We start from the raw sequence: 17697 nt of genomic DNA on the forward strand, positions 1-17697 counted from the left end.
CTCCGCCGGTACCCGGCCGGGAGATCCACGAAACCGCGGCGCGCACCGACGGCCGCGACGACCCCGCCTGCTGATATAAGGAAGCGATGACGAGCGACGCCCTCCCCGCCCGGCCCGACGCCACCGACGAGGTCGTGGACCTCTGCCGCGACCTGCTGCGCATCGACACCACGAACACCGGCGACAACGACACGAGCGTGGGGGAGCGGCGCGCCGCCGAGTACGTGGCGGAGAAGCTCGCCGAGGTCGGTGTCGACGCCGAGATCCACGAGTCCGCCCCCGGCCGGGCGAACCTCGTCGCCCGCATCCCCGGCACCGAGCCGGGCCGCGACGCGCTGCTCGTGCACGGCCACCTCGACGTCGTCCCCGCCGACCCGGACGAGTGGTCGGTGCACCCGTTCTCCGGCGAGATCCGCGACGGCTACCTGTGGGGCCGCGGCGCGATCGACATGAAGGACTTCGACGCCATGGTGCTCGCCGTGGTGCGCGGCTGGCAGCGCGCCGGCGTCCGCCCCCGGCGCGACATCGTGCTCGCGTTCACCGCCGACGAGGAAGCCGGCAGCGACTACGGCGCGCACTTCCTCACCCAGCGGCACCGCGACCTGTTCGACGGCTGCACCGAGGCGATCGGCGAGGTGGGCGGCTTCTCCTACTCGGTGGACGAGCAGCGCCGGCTCTACCTGATCGAGACCGCCGAGAAGGGCATCGACTGGCTGCGCCTGCACGCCAAGGGCCGGCCCGGCCACGGCTCGATGATGCACGACGACAACGCGGTCACCGCCCTGGCCGAGGCGGTCGCCCGGATCGGCCGGCACCGCTTCCCGGTGGTGATGACCGACACCGTCCGCGCCTTCCTGGCCGAGGTCTCCGACGTGCTCGGCATCGAGATCGACCCGGACGACCCGGAGACCGCGATCGCCAAGCTCGGCCCGATCGCCAACATCATCGGCGCGACCATCCGCAACACCGCCAACCCGACCCGGCTGGCCGCCGGCTACAAGGACAACGTCATCCCCGGCCGGGCCACCGCCACCATCGACTGCCGCAGCCTGCCCGGGCAGAGCGAGGAGCTGGAGCGGCAGCTGCGCGAGCTGGTCGGCCCGGACATCGCCATCGAGTACGTCCAGCGCCAGCCGGCCCTGGAGACCACCTTCGACGGTGACCTGGTGGCGGGCATGTCGGCCGCGCTGCGCGCCGAGGACCCGGGCGCGCACCCGGTGCCGTACATGCTCTCCGGCGGCACCGACGCCAAGGCGTTCTCCCAACTCGGCATCCGCTGCTTCGGTTTCGCGCCGCTGCGGCTGCCCGCCGACCTCAATTTCTCCGGCCTGTTCCACGGCATCGACGAGCGGGTTCCGCTGGACGGACTACAGTTCGGCGTGCGGGTTCTGGACCGCTTCCTGCGTACCTGCTGACCGCGCCCACAGCGGCGCCGTCGGCGCGGAACCCTCCCCCCATCGCGAAGGGACTGCCACACATGACCGACCAGCACGGTGAGCTGGATGCCGCCCTCGAGCGGGTGATCGACGCCGCTCGCGCCCACCTGGCCGCCGTCCGGGCCGCCCAGGGCCGGATCGACGACGACGCCGTCTGGCAGGCGTACGTCGGGTTGAACAACGCCTCGTTCGCCTACGACGAGCAACTGCTCGACGCGTTCGGCGAGGTGACGCCCTGGGACGTGGAGTCGATCGACCCGGACGAGGCCGACGAGCGCTTCGGCGCCGTCGAGGGCGGCGAGCCCACCGACCCGCACCCGCGGGTCATCTCGGTGCGGCAGCGGCGCGACTACCGGGTGCCCAGCGTCGCCGCGCTGCTGCGCGCGGCCGAGGCGGCCCGCCGCGACGGCACCCCGGAGGACGACGAGCCGGCCCCGGTGGAGGGGGTCGGCGAGGCGGTGCTGGAGCTGCTGCAGAGCGGCGACGGCTCGCTGTCCGCGCTGGACGTGCCGGAGCTGGAACCGCTCGACGGCGTGGTCATGGTCAGCGAGGTCGGCACCCCTGTCGACCTGGAGTCGTTCGACGACGACGACCCGGTCGGGCCGTTCCAGCCCGCCGCCGACGACCGGCTGGTCGGCCGGCTCGACGAGCACCCGTTCATGGAGCTCGACGAGGAGCACGACCACGCGCACTAGGCCGTGCGCGTCCCCGGGGCCGTGCCGCGTCGCGCGGCCCCGGGGACGGGCCCGTCAGTACGACAGGCCCGGCTGCGACTGGTTCACCAGGCGGCGCCGCAGCACCACCTGCCGCGTGCCGTCGCGGTAGAGCCGCACCCGGGCCAGCTCCCAGCCGGAGAACTCGGCCTGGATCGCCAGCTGCGCCGCGGCGGTCAGCCGATCGACGTTCGAGGGCAACCGCAGCGGCGCGTATTCGTAGTCCATGCCCCTATGCTGCCCAGGTCGGGGGCCCTCCGCCACCCCCTGACGGTGACCCGGATCGCCCCGCCGCGGCTCAGCCGTCGCGCTCCGGATAGCCCACCGGCACCGCCGACACGTCGTCGAGCGCCGTGACGATCTCCGCCGGCAGCGTCATCCGCTCCACCTGCAACGCGCCGAGCAGTTGCCCGACGGTGCGGGCGCCGAGGATCGGCGCGGTCACGCCGGGCCGGTCCCGGACCCAGGCCAGCGCCACCTCCAGCGGCGACACGCCGAGCCCGCCGGCCGCGATGGCGACCGCCTCCACGATGCTGGAGCAGCGCGGCTCCAGGTAGGTGGCGACGAACCGCTCGAAGTGCGGCGACACCGCCCGTGAGTCGGCCGGGCGGCCGTTGCGGTACTTGCCGGTGAGCACGCCCCGGCCCAGCGGCGACCAGGGCAGCACGCCCAGCCCCATCCCGGCGCAGGCGGGCAGCACCTCCCGTTCCACGCCGCGCTCCAGCAGCGAGTACTCCACCTGCGCGGCGACCACCGGCGCCCGCCCCGGCCAGGCGGCCTGCCAGGCGGCGGCGCGGGCGGTCTGCCAGCCGGAGAAGTTCGACACGCCGACATAGCGGGCCTTCCCGCTGGACACGGCGTGGTCCAGGGCCGAGAGCGTCTCCTCCAGCGGGGTGTCCGGGTCGTACCCGTGCACCTGCCAGAGGTCGACGTGGTCGGTGCCGAGCCGGCGCAGCGAGGCGTCGAGCGTACGCAGCAAATGCCCGCGCGAGCCGTCTCGGCGCCGGCCGCTGCCCGGCCGCAGCCCCGCCTTGGTGGCGATCAGCAGCTCGTCGCGGTCCACCAGGCTGCCCAGCAGCGAGCCGATCACCGACTCGGCGTCACCGTCGGCGTACACGTCGGCGGTGTCCACGAGGTTGCCGCCCGCGTCGAGGAAACTCTTCAGCTGGGCGGCCGCGTCGTCGGCGTCGGTGTCCCGTCCCCAGGTCATGGTGCCGAGCGCGAGCCGCGATACCGCCAGCCCGCTTCGGCCGAGCGGTCGCTGTTGCATGCGTGAACCTTATTTCGAACCCGGCGTCACGGATATCCTCGCCGCAGTCAAGTTCCCGCGCGACATCAGACCGGTGTGACATGTTCGGGTGAGCCGGACGTCGAGTACGCCACGCTCATTGCGTAACCTGATGCGACCTGTGGTGCGGATGGCGGGAGGATCAGTGCGACTCGGGCTCAACCTCGGATACCAGACGGCGTGGAGCACGCCGTTCGACCACCTGGCATTGGCCCAGGAGGCGGACCGGCTCGGCTACTCGGTCGTGTGGGCCGCGGAGGCGTACGGCTCGGACTCGCCGAGCATCCTGTCCTGGATCGCCGGTCAGACGGAGCGGATCGACGTCGGGTCGGCGGTCATGCAGATCCCGGCCCGCTCGCCGGCCATGACCGCGATGACCGCCGCGACCATCGACGCGATCTCCGGCGGCCGGTTCCGGCTCGGCCTGGGCGTGTCCGGCCCGCAGGTCTCGGAGGGCTGGCACGGCGTCCGGTTCGCCAAGCCGCTGGCCCGCACCCGCGAGTACGTCGACATCGTCAAGCTGGCGGTGGCCCGCAAGGAGGTCGCGTACGACGGCGAGCACTACACGCTGCCGCTGCCGGACGGCCCGGGCAAGGCGCTGCGGCTGGGCTTCCACCCGCCGCGCGAGCACATCCCGATCTACCTGGCCGCCGTCGGCCCGAAGAACCTGGAGCTGGCCGGCGAGATCGCCGACGGCTGGCTCGCCGTCTTCTACTCCCCAGAGTTCGCCGAGGAGCACCTCGCCTCGGTCCGGACCGGCCGCGCCGCCGCCGGCAAGGAACTGGACGGCTTCGACGTGGTGCCGTCCGTGCCGGTCGTGGTCGGCGACGACGTCGCCACCTGCGCCGAGCTGGTCCGCTGGTACGCCGCCCTGTACGTCGGCGGCATGGGCAGCCGCAAGCAGAACTTCTACAACCAGCTCGCCACCCGGATGGGCTACGGCGACGCGGCCCGCGAGGTCCAGGACCTCTACCTGGCCAAGCGGCAGCGCGACGCCGCCGCCGCCGTACCCATGGAGTTCATCGACCGCACCTCGCTGCTCGGCTCGAAGGAGCGCATCGCCGAGCGCATGCGGGAGTACGCCGCCGCCGGCGTGACCACGCTGTCGGTGTCGCTGTTCGTGGCCGACCGGGAGAGCGGGGTGCAGACGCTGCGGACCGTGGCCGAGGCGCTGGAGCTGTCCGGAGTCGGCGAGTGACCTGGCTCGAAGCCATCGTCCTGGGCCTCGTCCAGGGACTGACCGAGTTCCTCCCGGTGTCCTCGTCGGGCCACCTGCGGATCACCTCGGCCATCTTCTTCGGCCGGGACGCGGGCGCCTCGTTCACCGCGGTCACCCAACTCGGCACCGAGGCCGCCGTCCTGATCTACTTCGCCAAGGACATCTGGCGGATCGTCCGGACCTGGTGCGTGGGCCTGGTCGACCGCTCGGTGCGCTCCAGCCTCGACTACCGCATGGGCTGGTACGTCATCGTCGGCACCATCCCGATCGGCATCTTCGGACTGATCTTCAAGGACCAGATCCGCACCGCCGGCCGCAACCTCTGGCTGATCTCCTGCACACTGATCATCGGCGCGGTGCTGCTCGCCTTCGCCGAGTACTGGGGCCGCCAGACCCGTACGCTGGAGAACTTCCGGATGCGCGACGGCGTGGTCATGGGCTTCGCCCAGGCCGCGGCGCTGGTGCCCGGCGTGTCCCGCTCCGGCGGCACGCTGACCGCGGGCCTGCTGCTCAACCTGACCCGGGAGACCGCGGCCCGCTACTCGTTCCTGCTGGCCATCCCGGCCGTGGTGATCTCCGGCGTGTTCAGCCTTCCGGACGTCTTCGAGCCGTCCGCGCCCGGCACCGCCGCGCCGAGCGTCGCGCAGATGGTGGTGGCGACGCTCATCGCGTTCGTCGTCGGGTACGCCGCCATCGCCTGGCTGCTGCGCTACGTCGCACACCACACGCTGTACGTCTTCGTGCTCTACCGGGTCGCGCTCGGCAGCCTGGTCATCTGCCTGCTGGCCACGGGCACGCTCAGCGCGACCTGACGCTGCCCTGGCACGCGAAAGGCCGGCACCCCGTCTCGGGGTGCCGGCCTTTCGCTCTGTCTTACTTGTTCCAGTGCTGGGCGACGAGGTCGGCGGCCTGCTGTTCCCACTGGGCGTAGTGGTCCGGGTAGGCGCTCACCTGGACGGTCTGGGCGGCGACGGTCAGCGGCATGTCCTGCCAGCCGTCGACCTGCTTCAGACCCTTCAGGAACGCGGTCGTGGAGTATTCGGGGTCGGTGATCTGCTCGACCGTGCCCCAGCCGGAGGAGGGGCGCTGCTGGAACAGGCCCTGCGAGTCGTGGTCGTTGCGGTCACCGAGGTGGCCGAGGTTCTCCAGCTTCGACTCCTGCAGCGCGGTGGCGATGGACACGACGGCGGCGCGTTCGTCCATGCCGGCCTTCTTGGTGGCGGCGATGATGGCCTTGACGTTGGCGGTCTGCTCGTCGTTGAGGTCGATGTGGGACTGCTCGCCCTGTACGCCGTGCGGGATCAGCGTGGCGGTGTCGAGCTTCGCGGCCTGGGTGGTGGTGACCGCGGTGTCCCGCGCGGTGGGGGCGCTGTCGTGGTTGAGGGGGCCGGCGGCCAGGCCACCGGCGACGGTCAGACCGGCGATACCGAGGATGCTCTTACGCAGAATGCTGTTCATGGGGGCTCCATTCGGGGGTCGACGCACCCAGGGGGTGGGGGCGTGGGCACCGTCAGGCGCTCAAGAAGTCTTCGGGGGGATCCGGCGTCTGCTCACGCGGGCCGCGGACGCCGGGGGTGGCGTGCGGGGCTCGCTGGTCGCGCCGGAGACATGTCCAACGACCGCCGGCCCGGCATCATTCCCGGACGCTGCCGCCCGCCTTCTCGGCTGCGGGGGCGCTGCTGCGGTCGTTCACCAGGTATAACGCCCAGGCCCCGCATCCGATTCCGCCACCCGCGTGTCCCCGACCACCCCCGAACCGGACACCCCGCCACCCCGGCTCACCCCTCCGTCGCCCGGAAGCGTCGATCATGAGGTTGACGGCACGTCGTGTCCGGTTTGTCACCGCCGAGCTCATGATCGTGTGGAAGGTCGGGTCGCCCACGGCAGATCCCAAGCGCATGTCGCCGCTCTAGAAAGGGCTCACCGGAGATCTTGGTACGGAACGGCCCCCATAAGGGCGGGAACGTACCAAGATCCTTGGCGTGCGCCACCACCGCCGGAGATCTTGGAAGGGAATGGCCCTCAGGGGGGCCCAGATCTTCCAAGATCTCCGGCGGATTGCCGCGCGAGACGAACAAGCCGCGCGATGCGATGTGCGATCACGAGGTTGGCGGCGCGAGTCGACCGTTTTGTCTGGTCCAGCTTCATGATCGACGCCGACGGGGGTGCGAGGGCGGGGACGGTGTGTGGGGGCGGCGATATGGCGGGGGTCGTGGCGGGACGATCACCTTTGGGGCGTACCGCCTAGGGTGGTCAGCGTGGCGACCCTTCTGCTTCTGCGACACGGCCGGACCACCGCGAACGCCGACGGCGGCCTGGCCGGGCGGCAGCCGGTCGAGCTGGACGACACCGGCCGCGCGCAGGCGACGGCGGTGGGCGCAGTGCTCGCCGGGCTGCCGCTCGCGGCGGTGGTGACCAGCCCGCTGATCCGCTGCCGGCAGACCCTGGAACTGGCTCTGCCGGACGCCGAGCCGGTGGTCGACGAAGGGCTGATCGAGTGCGGGTACGGCGACTGGGAGGGGCAGTCGCTGAAGAAGCTGGCGAAGGAGCCGCTGTGGCCGGTGGTGCAGCAGCACCCGAGCGCCGCCGCGTTCCCGCAGGGGGAGTCGATGGCGGCGATGTCCGCTCGCGCGGTGGCGGCCGTACGGGCTTGGGACGCGCGGGTCACCGCCGAGCACGGGCCGGAGGCGGTCTGGCTGGCCTGCAGCCACGGCGACGTGATCAAGGCGATCGTGGCGGACGCGCTCGGCGTACACCTTGATCTTTTCCAGCGGATCGTGGCCGACCCGGCGTCGGTGACGGCGATCCGTTACACCCCGTTGCGGCCGTTCCTGGTCCGGCTCAACGACACCGGCGGCGACCTGTCGGCGCTGGTCCCGCCGCCGCGCAAGCGGCGCCGCCGCTCGGCGCGGCCGGCCGAGTCGGACGCGGCGGTCGGCGGGGGCGCGGGCGCGGCCGGATAGCCGGCCCGGCGCGGCGCGTTCGCTCTGGGCGGATTCGGCGTCGGTGGGCTGCGCGGCACTTCCACGCGCCGGATAGGGTCGTGGGTATGACGCACCAGGTGCACGCCTTCGAGCCGCCCGAGCGGTTCGTCGCCGGTACGGTCGGCCCGCCGGGGGAGCGTACGTTCTTCCTCCAGGCGCGCGGCGGCGGCCGGCTGGTCAGCGTGTCGCTGGAGAAGGTCCAGGTGTCGTTGCTCGCCGAGAAGCTCGAAGAGCTGCTCGCCGAGGCGCAGCGCCGCTTCGGCGTGCAGCTGCCGGAGGCCGCGCCGACGACGGGCGGCGACAACGAGCCGCTCGACACCCCGGTGGACGAGGAGTTCCGCGTCGGCACGCTGGGCCTGGCCTTCGACGTGGACACCGCGACAGTGGTGATCGAGGCGATCGCCGTGGGTGAGGCGGAGGTCGAGGTCGAGCTGGGCGGCGCGGACGACGACGCCGACGAGGAACCGGAGGAGCCGGACGACGACCTCGACCGGCTCCGGGTACGGCTGACCCCGGAAGCGACCCGCGAGTTCATCGAGCGGGCCAAGCGCGTCGTCAACGCCGGCCGTCCCCCCTGCCCGCTGTGCGGGCAGCCGCTGGACCCGGCCGGTCACCTCTGCCCCCGGAACAACGGCTATCACCGGTGACGTCGTCGGAACTGCAGCCCCGACAGGACGGCGCCGAGGCGCTGCGGCTGCTCGCCGACGGTGAGCTGACCCTGGAGGGGCGGCTGGTCGACGCCTCCAACGCCACGCTGCGCGGCGTCGTCGCGCTCGGCGACGTCACCGCCCACTGTGTCTACAAGCCGGTACGCGGCGAGCGCCCGCTGTGGGACTTCCCGGACGGCACGCTCGCCGGCCGGGAGGTGGCCGCCTACCTGGTGTCCCGTGCCACCGGCTGGGACCTGGTGCCGCCGACGGTGCTGCGCGACGGCGCGTTCGGTCCCGGCTCCTGCCAGCTCTGGATCGACGAGCCGGACGACGCCGAGCCGCTCGTCGGGTTCGTGCCGGCGCGCGAGATCCCGCCGCGCTGGTTTCCGGTCGCGGCGGCCCGCGACGACGACGGCGCGGCGTATGCGCTGGCGCACGCCGACGACCCGCGCCTGGCCCGGCTCGTCGTGCTCGACGCGGTCATCAACAACGCCGACCGCAAGGGCGGGCACGTGCTCGTCGGCCCGGACGACCGGATCTACGGCGTCGACCACGGCGTCAGCTTCCACGTCGAGGAGAAGCTGCGTACGGTGCTGTGGGGCTGGGCCGGCCGCGAGCTGCCACCGGACGCGGTGGAGATGCTCGACGGCCTGGCCGGTCAGCTTCGCGGCCCGCTCGGCGACGAACTGGCCGAGCACCTGACGATCGGCGAGACCGCTGCGCTGGCGACCCGGGTACGGCGGCTGCGCGAGACCGGCCGGTTTCCGCTGCCCCCCGAGGAGTGGCCCGCGATGCCCTGGCCACCGATGTGAGCCGCTGTCGCGTTGATCACCCGTAGGGCGGCACCCGAGCGTCTGACGGATCGTTAGGCTGGCGGTCATGGAGTCTTGGGCGGGACACGAGGTGCCACGGCTGCCCGGCGAGGGCGTGCCGCTGAGGTTGTACGACTCGGCGCGGCAGGGCGCCCACCCCAGCCGGCCCGAGGGCGCGGCCTCGATGTACGTCTGCGGCATCACCCCGTACGACGCCACGCACCTGGGGCACGCCGCCACCATGATCGCGTTCGATCTGGTGCAGCGGATGTGGCGCGACGCCGGCCTGGACGTGCGCTACGTGCAGAACGTCACCGACATCGACGACCCGCTGCTGGAACGCGCCGAGCGCGACGGCGAGGACTGGAAGGTCCTGGCCATGCGCGAGACCGCGTTGTTCCGCGAGGACATGGAGGCGCTGCGGATGATCCCGCCGGCGCACTACGTCGGCGCTGTCGAGTCGATCCCGGAGATCGCCGAGAAGGTGCTGGTGCTGCTCAAGGACGGCGCGGCGTACCGGCTCGACGACGGCACCGGCGACGTCTACTTCGACGTCTCCGCCGCCCCGCGCTTCGGATACGAGTCGAACCTGTCCCGCGAGCAGATGCTGGAGTTGTTCGCCGAGCGCGGCGGCGACCCGGAGCGTGCCGGCAAGCGCGACCCGCTCGACCCGCTGCTGTGGCGCGGCGCCCGCGAGGGCGAGCCGTCCTGGCCCGGCGGCGAACTCGGCGCGGGCCGTCCCGGCTGGCACATCGAGTGCACAGTCATCGCGTTGAACCTGCTCGGCGACCGCATCGACGTGCAGGGCGGCGGCAACGACCTGATCTTCCCGCACCACGAGTGCTCCGCCGCGCACGCCGAGCGGCTCACCGGCGAGGCGCCGTTCGCCGACCACTACGTACACGCCGGCATGATCGGCCTGGACGGCGAGAAGATGTCGAAGTCCCAGGGCAACCTGGTCTTCGTGTCCCGGCTGCGGGCCGACAAGGTCGACCCGATGGCGGTGCGGCTGGCTTTGATGAGCGGGCACTACCGCACCGACCGCTCCTGGACCGACGAGCTGCTCACCGAGGCGCACGAGCGGCTGGACCGCTGGCGGCGGGCCGCCGCCGCGCCGGCCGGGCCGTCGGGGGCGGCGTTGCTGGCCGAGGTACGCGAGCGCCTGGCCGACGACCTGGACACGCCGGGCGCGCTGGCGGCGGCTGACCGCTGGGCCGACGGAGCCCTGAACGGCGCCTCGGACGACCCGGAGGCCCCGGCCCTGTTCACCGACACGGTCGACGCCCTCCTCGGCATCGCCCTGTAGCCGTTCGGCCCTCTCTGCCCGCTCGCCCGTCCCGCGCCACCCCGTCGTGCCTCTTGCACCTTCACCTTCGCCGCGCCCTGCCCGCGCCCGTCCCCGAGCCGCCCTCTGGCTCCGTGCCGCGCCCTGCCCTGAGCTCGTCCCCGAGCCGCCCCTCTTGCCCCGTGCCGCGCCCTGCTCGCTCGCCCATCCCCGAGCCGCCCTCCCGTGCCGCCCTCTCCCTCTCCCGCTCCCTCGCCTCGCCTCGCCTCGCCTCGCCTCGCCTCGCCGATCTTGCACTTGCGGCCCGTGTTCTCGCCTTTTCGTCCGATTTTGCGGGGGCCGCAACTGCAAGATCGCGTCGCTCGACGGGTGGGTGGAACGTGATGGGTGCGTCGAGGGCGGTTTGACACCCATGGTGTTCCACCCAGCATGGCCCGGCCTGGAGACTCCGCCCCGGCGTGGCCGTTCTGGGAGCTGCGCCCGTGTGCCCCGGCCCGGGAGTTCCGCCTGGGCGTGGCCCTTCCGGGAGCCTGCGTGCGTGCTGCGTCGGCCCTGCCGGTGCGCCTCAGCGATCTTGCACTTGTGGCCCTCGGGGCGTCGTAAATGCCCCATCTGCATCTGCCGGGGCACGAAGTGCAAGATCGCCGAGGCGTGCGCATGATCGCCGGGGCGCGGGGCGCGGGGCGCGGGGCGCGGGGCGCGGGGCGCGGGGCGCGGGGCGGTCAGCCCAGGACCAGGCCGGGGTCGGGGTCCTGGTCGGGGGTGGGGGCGGGGATCTTGTACTCCTCGGTGAGCGTGGTCATCGGGCCGGGCCAGGTGGCCTGCGCGACCTCGATCGGCTTGTGCCGCTCGTCGTAGGCCACGTGCAGCAGGTGCAGCACCGGTGTGTCCGGGCGGATCTGGAGGATTTCCGCCTCCTCCCGGCTGGGCTGGCGCGCGCTGATCGTGTCGGTGGCGGTGACGTACCGACGGCCGGTGACCTCCTCGGCCTCCTGATAGAGCGGGCGGCCGAACGCCTCGGCGCGCTCCAGTGAGGTGCCTGCGGTGTCGGCGGGCAGGAACCACGACGCGCCGACCTCGACCGGGGAGTCGTCGGTGCGTACCAGGTGTCGCCGGCAGAGCAGTTCGGTGCCGTCGGCGACGCCGAACGCGTCGGCCACCTCGGCGGGGGCGCGGGAGCGGCCGACCGAGACGAGCTGCTGGCGGTACCGGGCGGCCAGGTCGGTGTGGTAGCCGCGGAAGCCGCCGTACCGGCCCCGGGACAGGCGGTTGAGGCGGCGCCGGGTGCCCCGCACGTACGTACCGGAGCCGGGTTTGGTGATCAGGATGCCCTCGACCCGCAGCTGGTCGACGGCGCGCTGGACGGTCTGCTTCGCGACGCCGAACATCTCGGCGATGGCCGGGATGGACGGCAGCCGCTCGCCGGGGCCCCAGTCGCCGCGGCGCACCTGGGCCTTGAGCTGCGCGGCGATCTGCCGGTGCGGGAACTCGGCCGCGCCGGGGTTGATCTGCATCCGGGCCTCCTCAGAACAGCTAGGTTCCTAGGATGCCCTAGCGGGTGTGACGTCGCCACCCCGGACACGAAGAAACCGGGTCCCAACCAGGGGACCCGGCTTCGACGGAAAACGGCTACCAGGAACCGGCTGTCGGTCCGGCGGAACCGCCGCGGCGGCGCAGGTACTTCTCGAACTCCTGGGCGATCTCGTCCCCGGTCAACGGGGTGATGCCGGCGTCGCCGACCCGTTCCTCCAGCTCACGCACGTACTCGCCGAGTTCGGCGTCCTGCTCGGCGGCGCTGCGCACCCGCTGCTCCCACTCGGCGGCCTCCTCGGCCAGGTCGGCCATCGGCACCGGCAGGTCGAGCACCTCCTCGACGCGGTGCAGCAGCGCCAGGGTGGCCTTCGGGCAGGGCGGGTTGTTCGCGTAGTGCGGCACGTGCACCCAGAACGACACCGCGTCGACCTCGGCGCGGGTGCAGGCGTCGTGCAGCACGCCGACGATGCCGGTCGGCCCGTCGTACCGGGTGGGGGTGAGCTGGTAGCGCTTGGCCGCGTCGGCGTCCGACGCGCTGCCGCTGATCGGCAGCGGCCGGGTGTACGGCACGTCGGCGAGCAACGCGCCGAGCAGCACCACCCGCTCGACCTCCAGGCTGTGGCAGATCTCCAGCACCTGCTCGCAGAAAGTACGCCAGCGCATGCTCGGCTCGATGCCGCGGATCAGCACCACGTCCCGCTCGGTGCCCTCCGGGCTGGCCACCATGAACCGCGTGGTGGGCCACTCGACGCGCCGGGTCTCGCCGTCGGCCATGGTGATCGTCGGACGGCTCACCTGGAAGTCGTAGAAGTCCTCCGGGTCCAGCTCGGTCACCTGCCGGGCCTGCCAGACCTGCTCCAGGTGTTCCACGGCGGCGGTGGAGGCGTCGGCGGCGTCGTTCCAGCCCTCGAAGGCCGCGATGGCGACCGGCGAGCGCAGTACCGGCAGCCCGTCGAACTCGGTCACGCCGTCACCTCACCCTGCTCGTCGGGCGCGGCGTCGCCCCGTCGCACTGTCGCACCCCTGTTGTCCTTCACGTCCGCCAGCCTACGTGCCGCCGCCGGAGCGGGCCCGTCGGCCGCGCCGGTCGCCGAGCCCGACCACCCGGGCGAACCGGCGCAAAGACGTACGCGGTCCGCCGGGCAGTATGTGGGAAGGCCCGGTTCGGGTGAGTCTGCCGTACTCGGGCGCACTAACCTGGGCCATGTGCCTATTTCGTTGCGTGACCTCCTGGCGGATCGGATCCTGATCGCGGACGGCGCGATGGGGACGATGCTCCAGGCGGCCGACCTCACCCTTGACGACTTCGACGGCCTCGAAGGCTGCAACGAGATCCTCAACGTGACCCGGCCGGACGTGGTCCGCGGCGTGCACGACGCCTACCTCGCCGCCGGCGCGGACTGCGTGGAGACCAACACGTTCGGCGCGAACCTGCCCAACCTCGCCGAGTACGGCATCCCCGGCCGCATCCGGGAGCTGTCCGAGGCGGGCGCGCGGATCGCGCGGGAGGCCGCCGACGCGTACGCGACGCCGGAGCACCCCCGGTTCGTGCTCGGCTCGATGGGCCCGGGCACCAAGCTGCCCACGCTCGGTCACGCGAGCTACGCCTCGCTGCGCGACGCGTACCAGGAGAACGCCGCCGGCCTGATCGCCGGTGGGGCGGACGGGCTGATCATCGAGACCTGCCAGGACCTGCTCCAGGTCAAGGCGGCGGTGGTCGGGTCGAAGCGGGCCCGCGCCGAGGCGGGCCGGGACGTGCCGATCATCTGCCAGGTGGCCGTGGAGACCACCGGCACCATGCTGCTGGGCAGCGAGATCGGCGCCGCGCTGACCGCGATCGAGCCGCTCGGCGTCGACCTGATCGGGCTGAACTGCTCGACCGGTCCGGCGGAGATGGGCGAGCACCTGCGCTACCTGGCGCAGCACTCGCGTATCCCGATCTCGGTGATGCCGAACGCGGGCCTGCCGGTGCTGACTGCCGACGGGGCGTACTTCCCGCTGAGCCCGGACGAGCTGGCCGACGCGCTGGAGCAGTTCGTCACCGACTACGGCGTGGCGCTAATCGGCGGCTGCTGCGGCACCACCCCGGAGCACATCCGGGTGCTGGTGGAGCGGCTGGGCGGGCGGGCGCCGGTGGCGCGGGAGCCGAAGCCGGAGGCCGGGGTCTCCTCGATCTACCACCACGTTCCGTTCGCCCAGGACGCCAGCATCCTGATGGTGGGGGAGCGGACCAACGCCAACGGCTCGAAGGCGTTCCGCGAGTCGATGCTCGCCGGGGACTGGCAGGCCTGCGTGGAGGTCGCGCGCAGCCAGGCCCGGGACGGCTCGCACCTGCTCGACCTCTGCGTCGACTACGTGGGCCGCGACGGCACGCAGGACATGCGGGAGCTGGCCGGCCGCTTCGCCACCGCCTCGACGCTGCCGATCGTGCTGGACTCCACCGAGCCGGCGGTGATCGAGGCCGGGCTGGAGATGCTCGGCGGCCGGTGCGTGGTCAACTCGGTCAACTTCGAGGACGGCGACGGCCCCGAGTCCCGCTACGCGCGGATCATGCCGGTGGTCCGGGAGCACGGCGCCGCCGTCGTGGCGCTGCTCATCGACGAGGAGGGCCAGGCCCGCACCCGCGAGTGGAAGGTACGGGTGGCCTCCCGGCTGATCGACGACCTGACCGGCCGGTGGGGGATGCGCCGGGAGGACATCCTCATCGACGCGCTGACGTTCCCGATCGCCACCGGGCAGGAGGAGACCCGCCGCGACGGCATCGAGACGATCGAGGCGATCCGGGAGATCGCGGCGCGCTACCCGGGCGTCAACTTCACCGCCGGCATCTCCAACGTGTCGTTCGGCCTCAACCCGGCGGCCCGGCAGGTGCTCAACTCGGTGTTCCTGCACGAGTGCGCCCAGGCCGGGCTGACCTCGGCGATCGTGCACGCCAGCAAGATCCTGCCCATGTCGCGGATCCCGGACGAGCAGCGCGAGGTGGCGCTCGACCTGGTGTACGACCGCCGCCGCGAGGGCTACGACCCGGTGCAGCGGTTCATCGAGGCGTTCGAGGGCGTGGACGCGGCGTCGGCGCGCGCCACCCGGGCCGAGGAACTGGCCGCGCTGCCGCTGGACGAGCGGCTCAAGCGGCGGATCATCGACGGCGAGCGCAACGGCCTGGAGGCCGACCTGGACACCGCGATGGCGCAGGGGCGTACGCCGCTGTCCATCATCAACGACCTGCTGCTGGACGGCATGAAGGTGGTCGGCGAGCTGTTCGGCTCCGGCCAGATGCAGTTGCCGTTCGTGCTCCAGTCCGCCGAGGTGATGAAGACCGCGGTGGCCTACCTGGAGCCGCACATGGAGAAGACCGACGACGACGGCAAGGGCCGCATCGTGCTCGCCACCGTCAAGGGCGACGTGCACGACATCGGCAAGAACCTGGTCGACATCATCCTGTCCAACAACGGCTACGACGTGGTCAACATCGGCATCAAGCAGCCGATCAACGCGATCCTCGACGCCGCCGAGGAGCACCGGGCCGACGCGATCGGCATGTCCGGCCTGCTGGTCAAGAGCACCGTGATCATGAAGGAGAACCTGGCCGAGATGGCCTCCCGGGGCGTGGCCAAGCGCTGGCCGGTGCTGCTCGGCGGCGCGGCGCTGACCCGCGCGTACGTGGAAGACGACCTGCGGTCGATCTACCCGGGTCAGGTGCACTACGCCCGCGACGCGTTCGAAGGGCTGTCCCTGATGGACCGGGTGATGGCAGCCAAGCGCGGCGGCGCGCCGGTGATCGACCCGGAGCGCGAGGCGGCACTGGCGGCCCGCCGGGAGCGCCGCGAGCGGCAGCGGGCGCAGGTCCGCGAGGCGTTGCCCGAACTGGACGACGCGTCGGTCCGCTCCGACGTGGCGGCGGACGTGGCGGTGCCGAAGCCGCCGTTCTTCGGCACCCGCGTCGTCAAGGGCGTGCCGCTGGCCGACTACGCGGCGCTGCTCGACGAGCGGGCTACGTTCCTGGGCCAGTGGGGGCTGCGCGGCGCCCGCGACGGCAAGGGCCCGTCGTACGAGGAACTGGTCGAGACCGAGGGCCGGCCCCGGCTGCGGTACTGGCTGGACCGCCTGATCTCCGACCAGGTGCTGGAGGCGGCCGTGGTGTACGGCTACTTCCCGGCGTACTCCGAGGGCAACGACCTGGTGGTGCTGGACGAGAACGGGCACAGCGAGCGGGCCCGGTTCTCCTTCCCCCGGCAGCGGCAGGAGCGGCGGCTGTGCCTGGCCGACTTCTTCCGGCCCAAGGGCGACCAGCTCGACGTGGTGGCGCTGCAACTGGTCACCGTCGGGCAGCCGATCAGCGAGTACACGGCGAAGATGTTCGCCGGCAACGAGTACCGCGACTACCTGGAGGTGCACGGCCTGTCGGTGCAGCTCACCGAGGCGCTGGCGGAGTACTGGCACCGGCGGATCCGGGCCGAGCTGGTGCTGCCCGGCGGCGGCACCGTCGCCGACGACGACCCGGCGGACCTGGCCGGTCTGCTGCGCACCGACTACCGGGGCTGCCGGTACGCGTTCGGCTACCCGGCCTGTCCGGACCTGGAGGACCGGGCGAAGATCGTGGAGCTGCTGGGCGCGGAGCGCATCGGGGTGCAGTTGTCGGAGGAGTTCCAGTTGGTGCCGGAGCAGGCCACCGACGCGATCGTGGTGCACCACCCGGAGGCGAACTACTTCAACGCCAAGTGACGCCGTCACCCTTCCTGAGCTGGGCAAACACTCTTCCGGTACCCGGCTAGGCCGTCGCCAGGCCGTCAGGGTCAGTTGGGCCGTGCCCGAACGCAGTGTCGATCGCCCGGCGGGTGCGGTCCTCGCTGGTCGGCAGGAGGTGGGTGTAGACGCGCAGCGTGAAGCCCGGGTCGGCGTGGCCGAGGTACAGGGACAGCGCCTTGATGTTCTCGCCCGCGTCGAGCAGGACCGAGGCGTACGTGTGGCGCAGGACGTGCATCCCGTTCTGCCGGGTGTCCTCGATGCCGGCTGCCCGGATAGCTGGCTTCCACACGTTGGCGTTGAAGGACGGCCGGCTGATCGGGCTGCCGTTGGCGGTGCTCAGGTAGACCGTGACGGTTCGAGGTTCGCCGTCGGGGGTGCCCCACGGCAGGGTCACCACAACCACCCCAGCGCCGGACAGGACTATCAAGGCATGATTGACGAGGTGGGTACAGGGGTCCATGACCAGCCGAAGGATCACTAGAACCGCTCCGGCCTGCGTTGCCTCATTCCGGCGGTCCTAGTAGCGCGTGTCACGCCGGAAAAGTATGGTGCTACGAGTAACTTGGTAGATGTCAACATGAGTGAGGTTGGCAAGAAGGACGCCGCTGGTTGCGACGCCCTTCCACCTCCCACGGGTCCTACAGCTTGCTATCAGCCTGGCAGCAGATACCAGCAAGCCGCAGGGTGAGGGCGAGGAGTTGCGCCAGTCCGGCCGGCTCCTCGTCACCCGTCATCGCCAACAAGATGGCGACAACATCGCAGGCAGTAGCCAGTCGTTCAAAGACGCGGGCACGCTCTCCCTCGTCGGGTGGCTCGGACATTGTTCTCCCTTACTCGGCGACCACCTACGGGGACCCGCAGGGGGTGCACCGCCATCCGGGACGCCCATAGCCGCCGCCGAAGGAGAGCGATGTCAAACCACACCAATGAGAAGAGTATGCGGTCGAGCCGACAAAGCTCCCGCCGCCACGCCGACACGCACCGCGCGCGGCATGCGAGGCCGCCCGCCTGAGTGACTATCTGGGTGACGA

16 protein-coding genes are annotated in these 17697 nt (G+C 72.0%); 9 read left to right on the forward strand and 7 right to left on the reverse strand.

From position 1 onward, the window contains the following. Positions 1–86 precede the first annotated feature (86 nt). Together MicB006_RS30135 and MicB006_RS30140 are read left to right on the forward strand one after the other, a co-directional pair. A complete protein-coding gene (locus MicB006_RS30135) occupies positions 87–1415 on the forward strand; it encodes a M20/M25/M40 family metallo-hydrolase (protein ID WP_116510669.1) in 1329 nt (442 codons plus the stop codon). Between the two features lie 62 nt (positions 1416–1477). After that, entirely contained in the window at positions 1478–2131 is a 654-nt protein-coding gene (locus tag MicB006_RS30140) for a hypothetical protein (RefSeq protein ID WP_116510671.1), read from the forward strand. A gap of 54 nt (positions 2132–2185) precedes the next feature. Here the strand turns inward: MicB006_RS30140 and MicB006_RS30145 are convergent, their stop codons facing one another. Then, entirely contained in the window at positions 2186–2377 is a 192-nt protein-coding gene (locus tag MicB006_RS30145) for a DUF5703 family protein (RefSeq protein WP_030274256.1), read from the reverse strand. 70 nt (positions 2378–2447) lie between these two features. Continuing rightward, positions 2448–3419 carry an aldo/keto reductase gene (locus MicB006_RS30150; protein ID WP_073829695.1) on the reverse strand — a complete coding sequence of 324 codons (972 nt, stop codon included), beginning with the start codon at positions 3417–3419 and terminating at the stop codon, positions 2448–2450. 163 nt (positions 3420–3582) lie between these two features. On the opposite strand from MicB006_RS30150, the gene MicB006_RS30155 reads away from it, so the two are divergent. Beyond that, entirely contained in the window at positions 3583–4635 is a 1053-nt protein-coding gene (locus MicB006_RS30155; protein WP_116510673.1) for an LLM class F420-dependent oxidoreductase, read from the forward strand. Next, positions 4632–5468: an undecaprenyl-diphosphate phosphatase gene (locus MicB006_RS30160; protein ID WP_073829693.1), complete on the forward strand. Its 837-nt coding sequence runs from the start codon at positions 4632–4634 to the stop codon at positions 5466–5468. The genes MicB006_RS30155 and MicB006_RS30160 overlap by 4 nt, the downstream gene beginning before the upstream one ends. A gap of 61 nt (positions 5469–5529) precedes the next feature. Here the strand turns inward: MicB006_RS30160 and MicB006_RS30165 are convergent, their stop codons facing one another. Then, complete coding sequence (locus MicB006_RS30165; protein ID WP_116510675.1) at positions 5530–6114, reverse strand: hypothetical protein; 585 nt, start codon at positions 6112–6114, stop codon at positions 5530–5532. 791 nt (positions 6115–6905) lie between these two features. On the opposite strand from MicB006_RS30165, the gene MicB006_RS30170 reads away from it, so the two are divergent. The 4 genes from MicB006_RS30170 (at position 6906) to mshC (ending at position 10408) form a co-directional block, all read left to right on the forward strand. Next, a complete protein-coding gene (locus MicB006_RS30170; protein ID WP_116510677.1) occupies positions 6906–7619 on the forward strand; it encodes an MSMEG_4193 family putative phosphomutase in 714 nt (237 codons plus the stop codon). An 86-nt stretch (positions 7620–7705) separates the two neighbouring features. Then, positions 7706–8287 (forward strand): DUF3090 domain-containing protein, encoded by a 582-nt coding sequence (locus tag MicB006_RS30175; RefSeq protein ID WP_116510679.1) that lies wholly within the window; start codon positions 7706–7708, stop codon positions 8285–8287. Beyond that, a complete protein-coding gene (locus MicB006_RS30180) occupies positions 8284–9102 on the forward strand; it encodes an SCO1664 family protein (RefSeq protein WP_116510681.1) in 819 nt (272 codons plus the stop codon). The genes MicB006_RS30175 and MicB006_RS30180 overlap by 4 nt, the downstream gene beginning before the upstream one ends. A gap of 67 nt (positions 9103–9169) precedes the next feature. Next, the gene (gene mshC, locus MicB006_RS30185) at positions 9170–10408 is read left to right on the forward strand and encodes a cysteine--1-D-myo-inosityl 2-amino-2-deoxy-alpha-D-glucopyranoside ligase (RefSeq protein ID WP_116510683.1); all 1239 of its coding nucleotides are present in this window, start codon (positions 9170–9172) and stop codon (positions 10406–10408) included. A gap of 701 nt (positions 10409–11109) precedes the next feature. Here the strand turns inward: mshC and MicB006_RS30190 are convergent. Together MicB006_RS30190 and MicB006_RS30195 are read right to left on the reverse strand one after the other, a co-directional pair. After that, on the reverse strand, positions 11110–11901 hold the full coding sequence (locus MicB006_RS30190) for a GntR family transcriptional regulator (RefSeq protein ID WP_116510685.1): 792 nt from the start codon (positions 11899–11901) through the stop codon (positions 11110–11112). A gap of 115 nt (positions 11902–12016) precedes the next feature. Further along, positions 12017–12886 (reverse strand): PAC2 family protein, encoded by an 870-nt coding sequence (locus tag MicB006_RS30195; RefSeq protein ID WP_030504102.1) that lies wholly within the window; start codon positions 12884–12886, stop codon positions 12017–12019. Positions 12887–13126: 240 nt separating this feature from the next. Between MicB006_RS30195 and metH the strand changes: the two genes are divergently transcribed. Then, positions 13127–16642 carry a methionine synthase gene (gene metH, locus MicB006_RS30200; protein WP_192900163.1) on the forward strand — a complete coding sequence of 1172 codons (3516 nt, stop codon included), beginning with the start codon at positions 13127–13129 and terminating at the stop codon, positions 16640–16642. Positions 16643–16688: 46 nt separating this feature from the next. On the opposite strand, the gene MicB006_RS30205 is transcribed toward metH, so the two are convergent. Together MicB006_RS30205 and MicB006_RS30210 are read right to left on the reverse strand one after the other, a co-directional pair. Further along, positions 16689–17060, reverse strand: coding sequence for a tyrosine-type recombinase/integrase (locus MicB006_RS30205; protein ID WP_225980575.1), 372 nt, complete (start codon positions 17058–17060; stop codon positions 16689–16691). Between the two features lie 244 nt (positions 17061–17304). After that, complete coding sequence (locus MicB006_RS30210; RefSeq protein WP_116510688.1) at positions 17305–17487, reverse strand: hypothetical protein; 183 nt, start codon at positions 17485–17487, stop codon at positions 17305–17307. Positions 17488–17697: the final 210 nt, after the last annotated feature.

The sequence above is a fragment of the Micromonospora sp. B006 genome (assembly GCF_003408515.1).
GTDB lineage: Bacteria > Actinomycetota > Actinomycetes > Mycobacteriales > Micromonosporaceae > Micromonospora > Micromonospora echinospora_A.

Coding starts and splice junctions, on each gene's coding strand:
- MicB006_RS30135 (WP_116510669.1), top strand. CDS start 87: ATGACGAGCGACGCCCTCCCCGCCCGGCCCGACGCCACCGACGAGGTC.
- MicB006_RS30140 (WP_116510671.1), top strand. CDS start 1,478: ATGACCGACCAGCACGGTGAGCTGGATGCCGCCCTCGAGCGGGTGATC.
- MicB006_RS30145 (WP_030274256.1), bottom strand. CDS start 2,377: ATGGACTACGAATACGCGCCGCTGCGGTTGCCCTCGAACGTCGATCGG.
- MicB006_RS30150 (WP_073829695.1), bottom strand. CDS start 3,419: ATGCAACAGCGACCGCTCGGCCGAAGCGGGCTGGCGGTATCGCGGCTC.
- MicB006_RS30165 (WP_116510675.1), bottom strand. CDS start 6,114: ATGAACAGCATTCTGCGTAAGAGCATCCTCGGTATCGCCGGTCTGACC.
- MicB006_RS30175 (WP_116510679.1), top strand. CDS start 7,706: ATGACGCACCAGGTGCACGCCTTCGAGCCGCCCGAGCGGTTCGTCGCC.
- mshC (WP_116510683.1), top strand. CDS start 9,170: ATGGAGTCTTGGGCGGGACACGAGGTGCCACGGCTGCCCGGCGAGGGC.
- MicB006_RS30190 (WP_116510685.1), bottom strand. CDS start 11,901: ATGCAGATCAACCCCGGCGCGGCCGAGTTCCCGCACCGGCAGATCGCC.
- MicB006_RS30210 (WP_116510688.1), bottom strand. CDS start 17,487: ATGTCCGAGCCACCCGACGAGGGAGAGCGTGCCCGCGTCTTTGAACGA.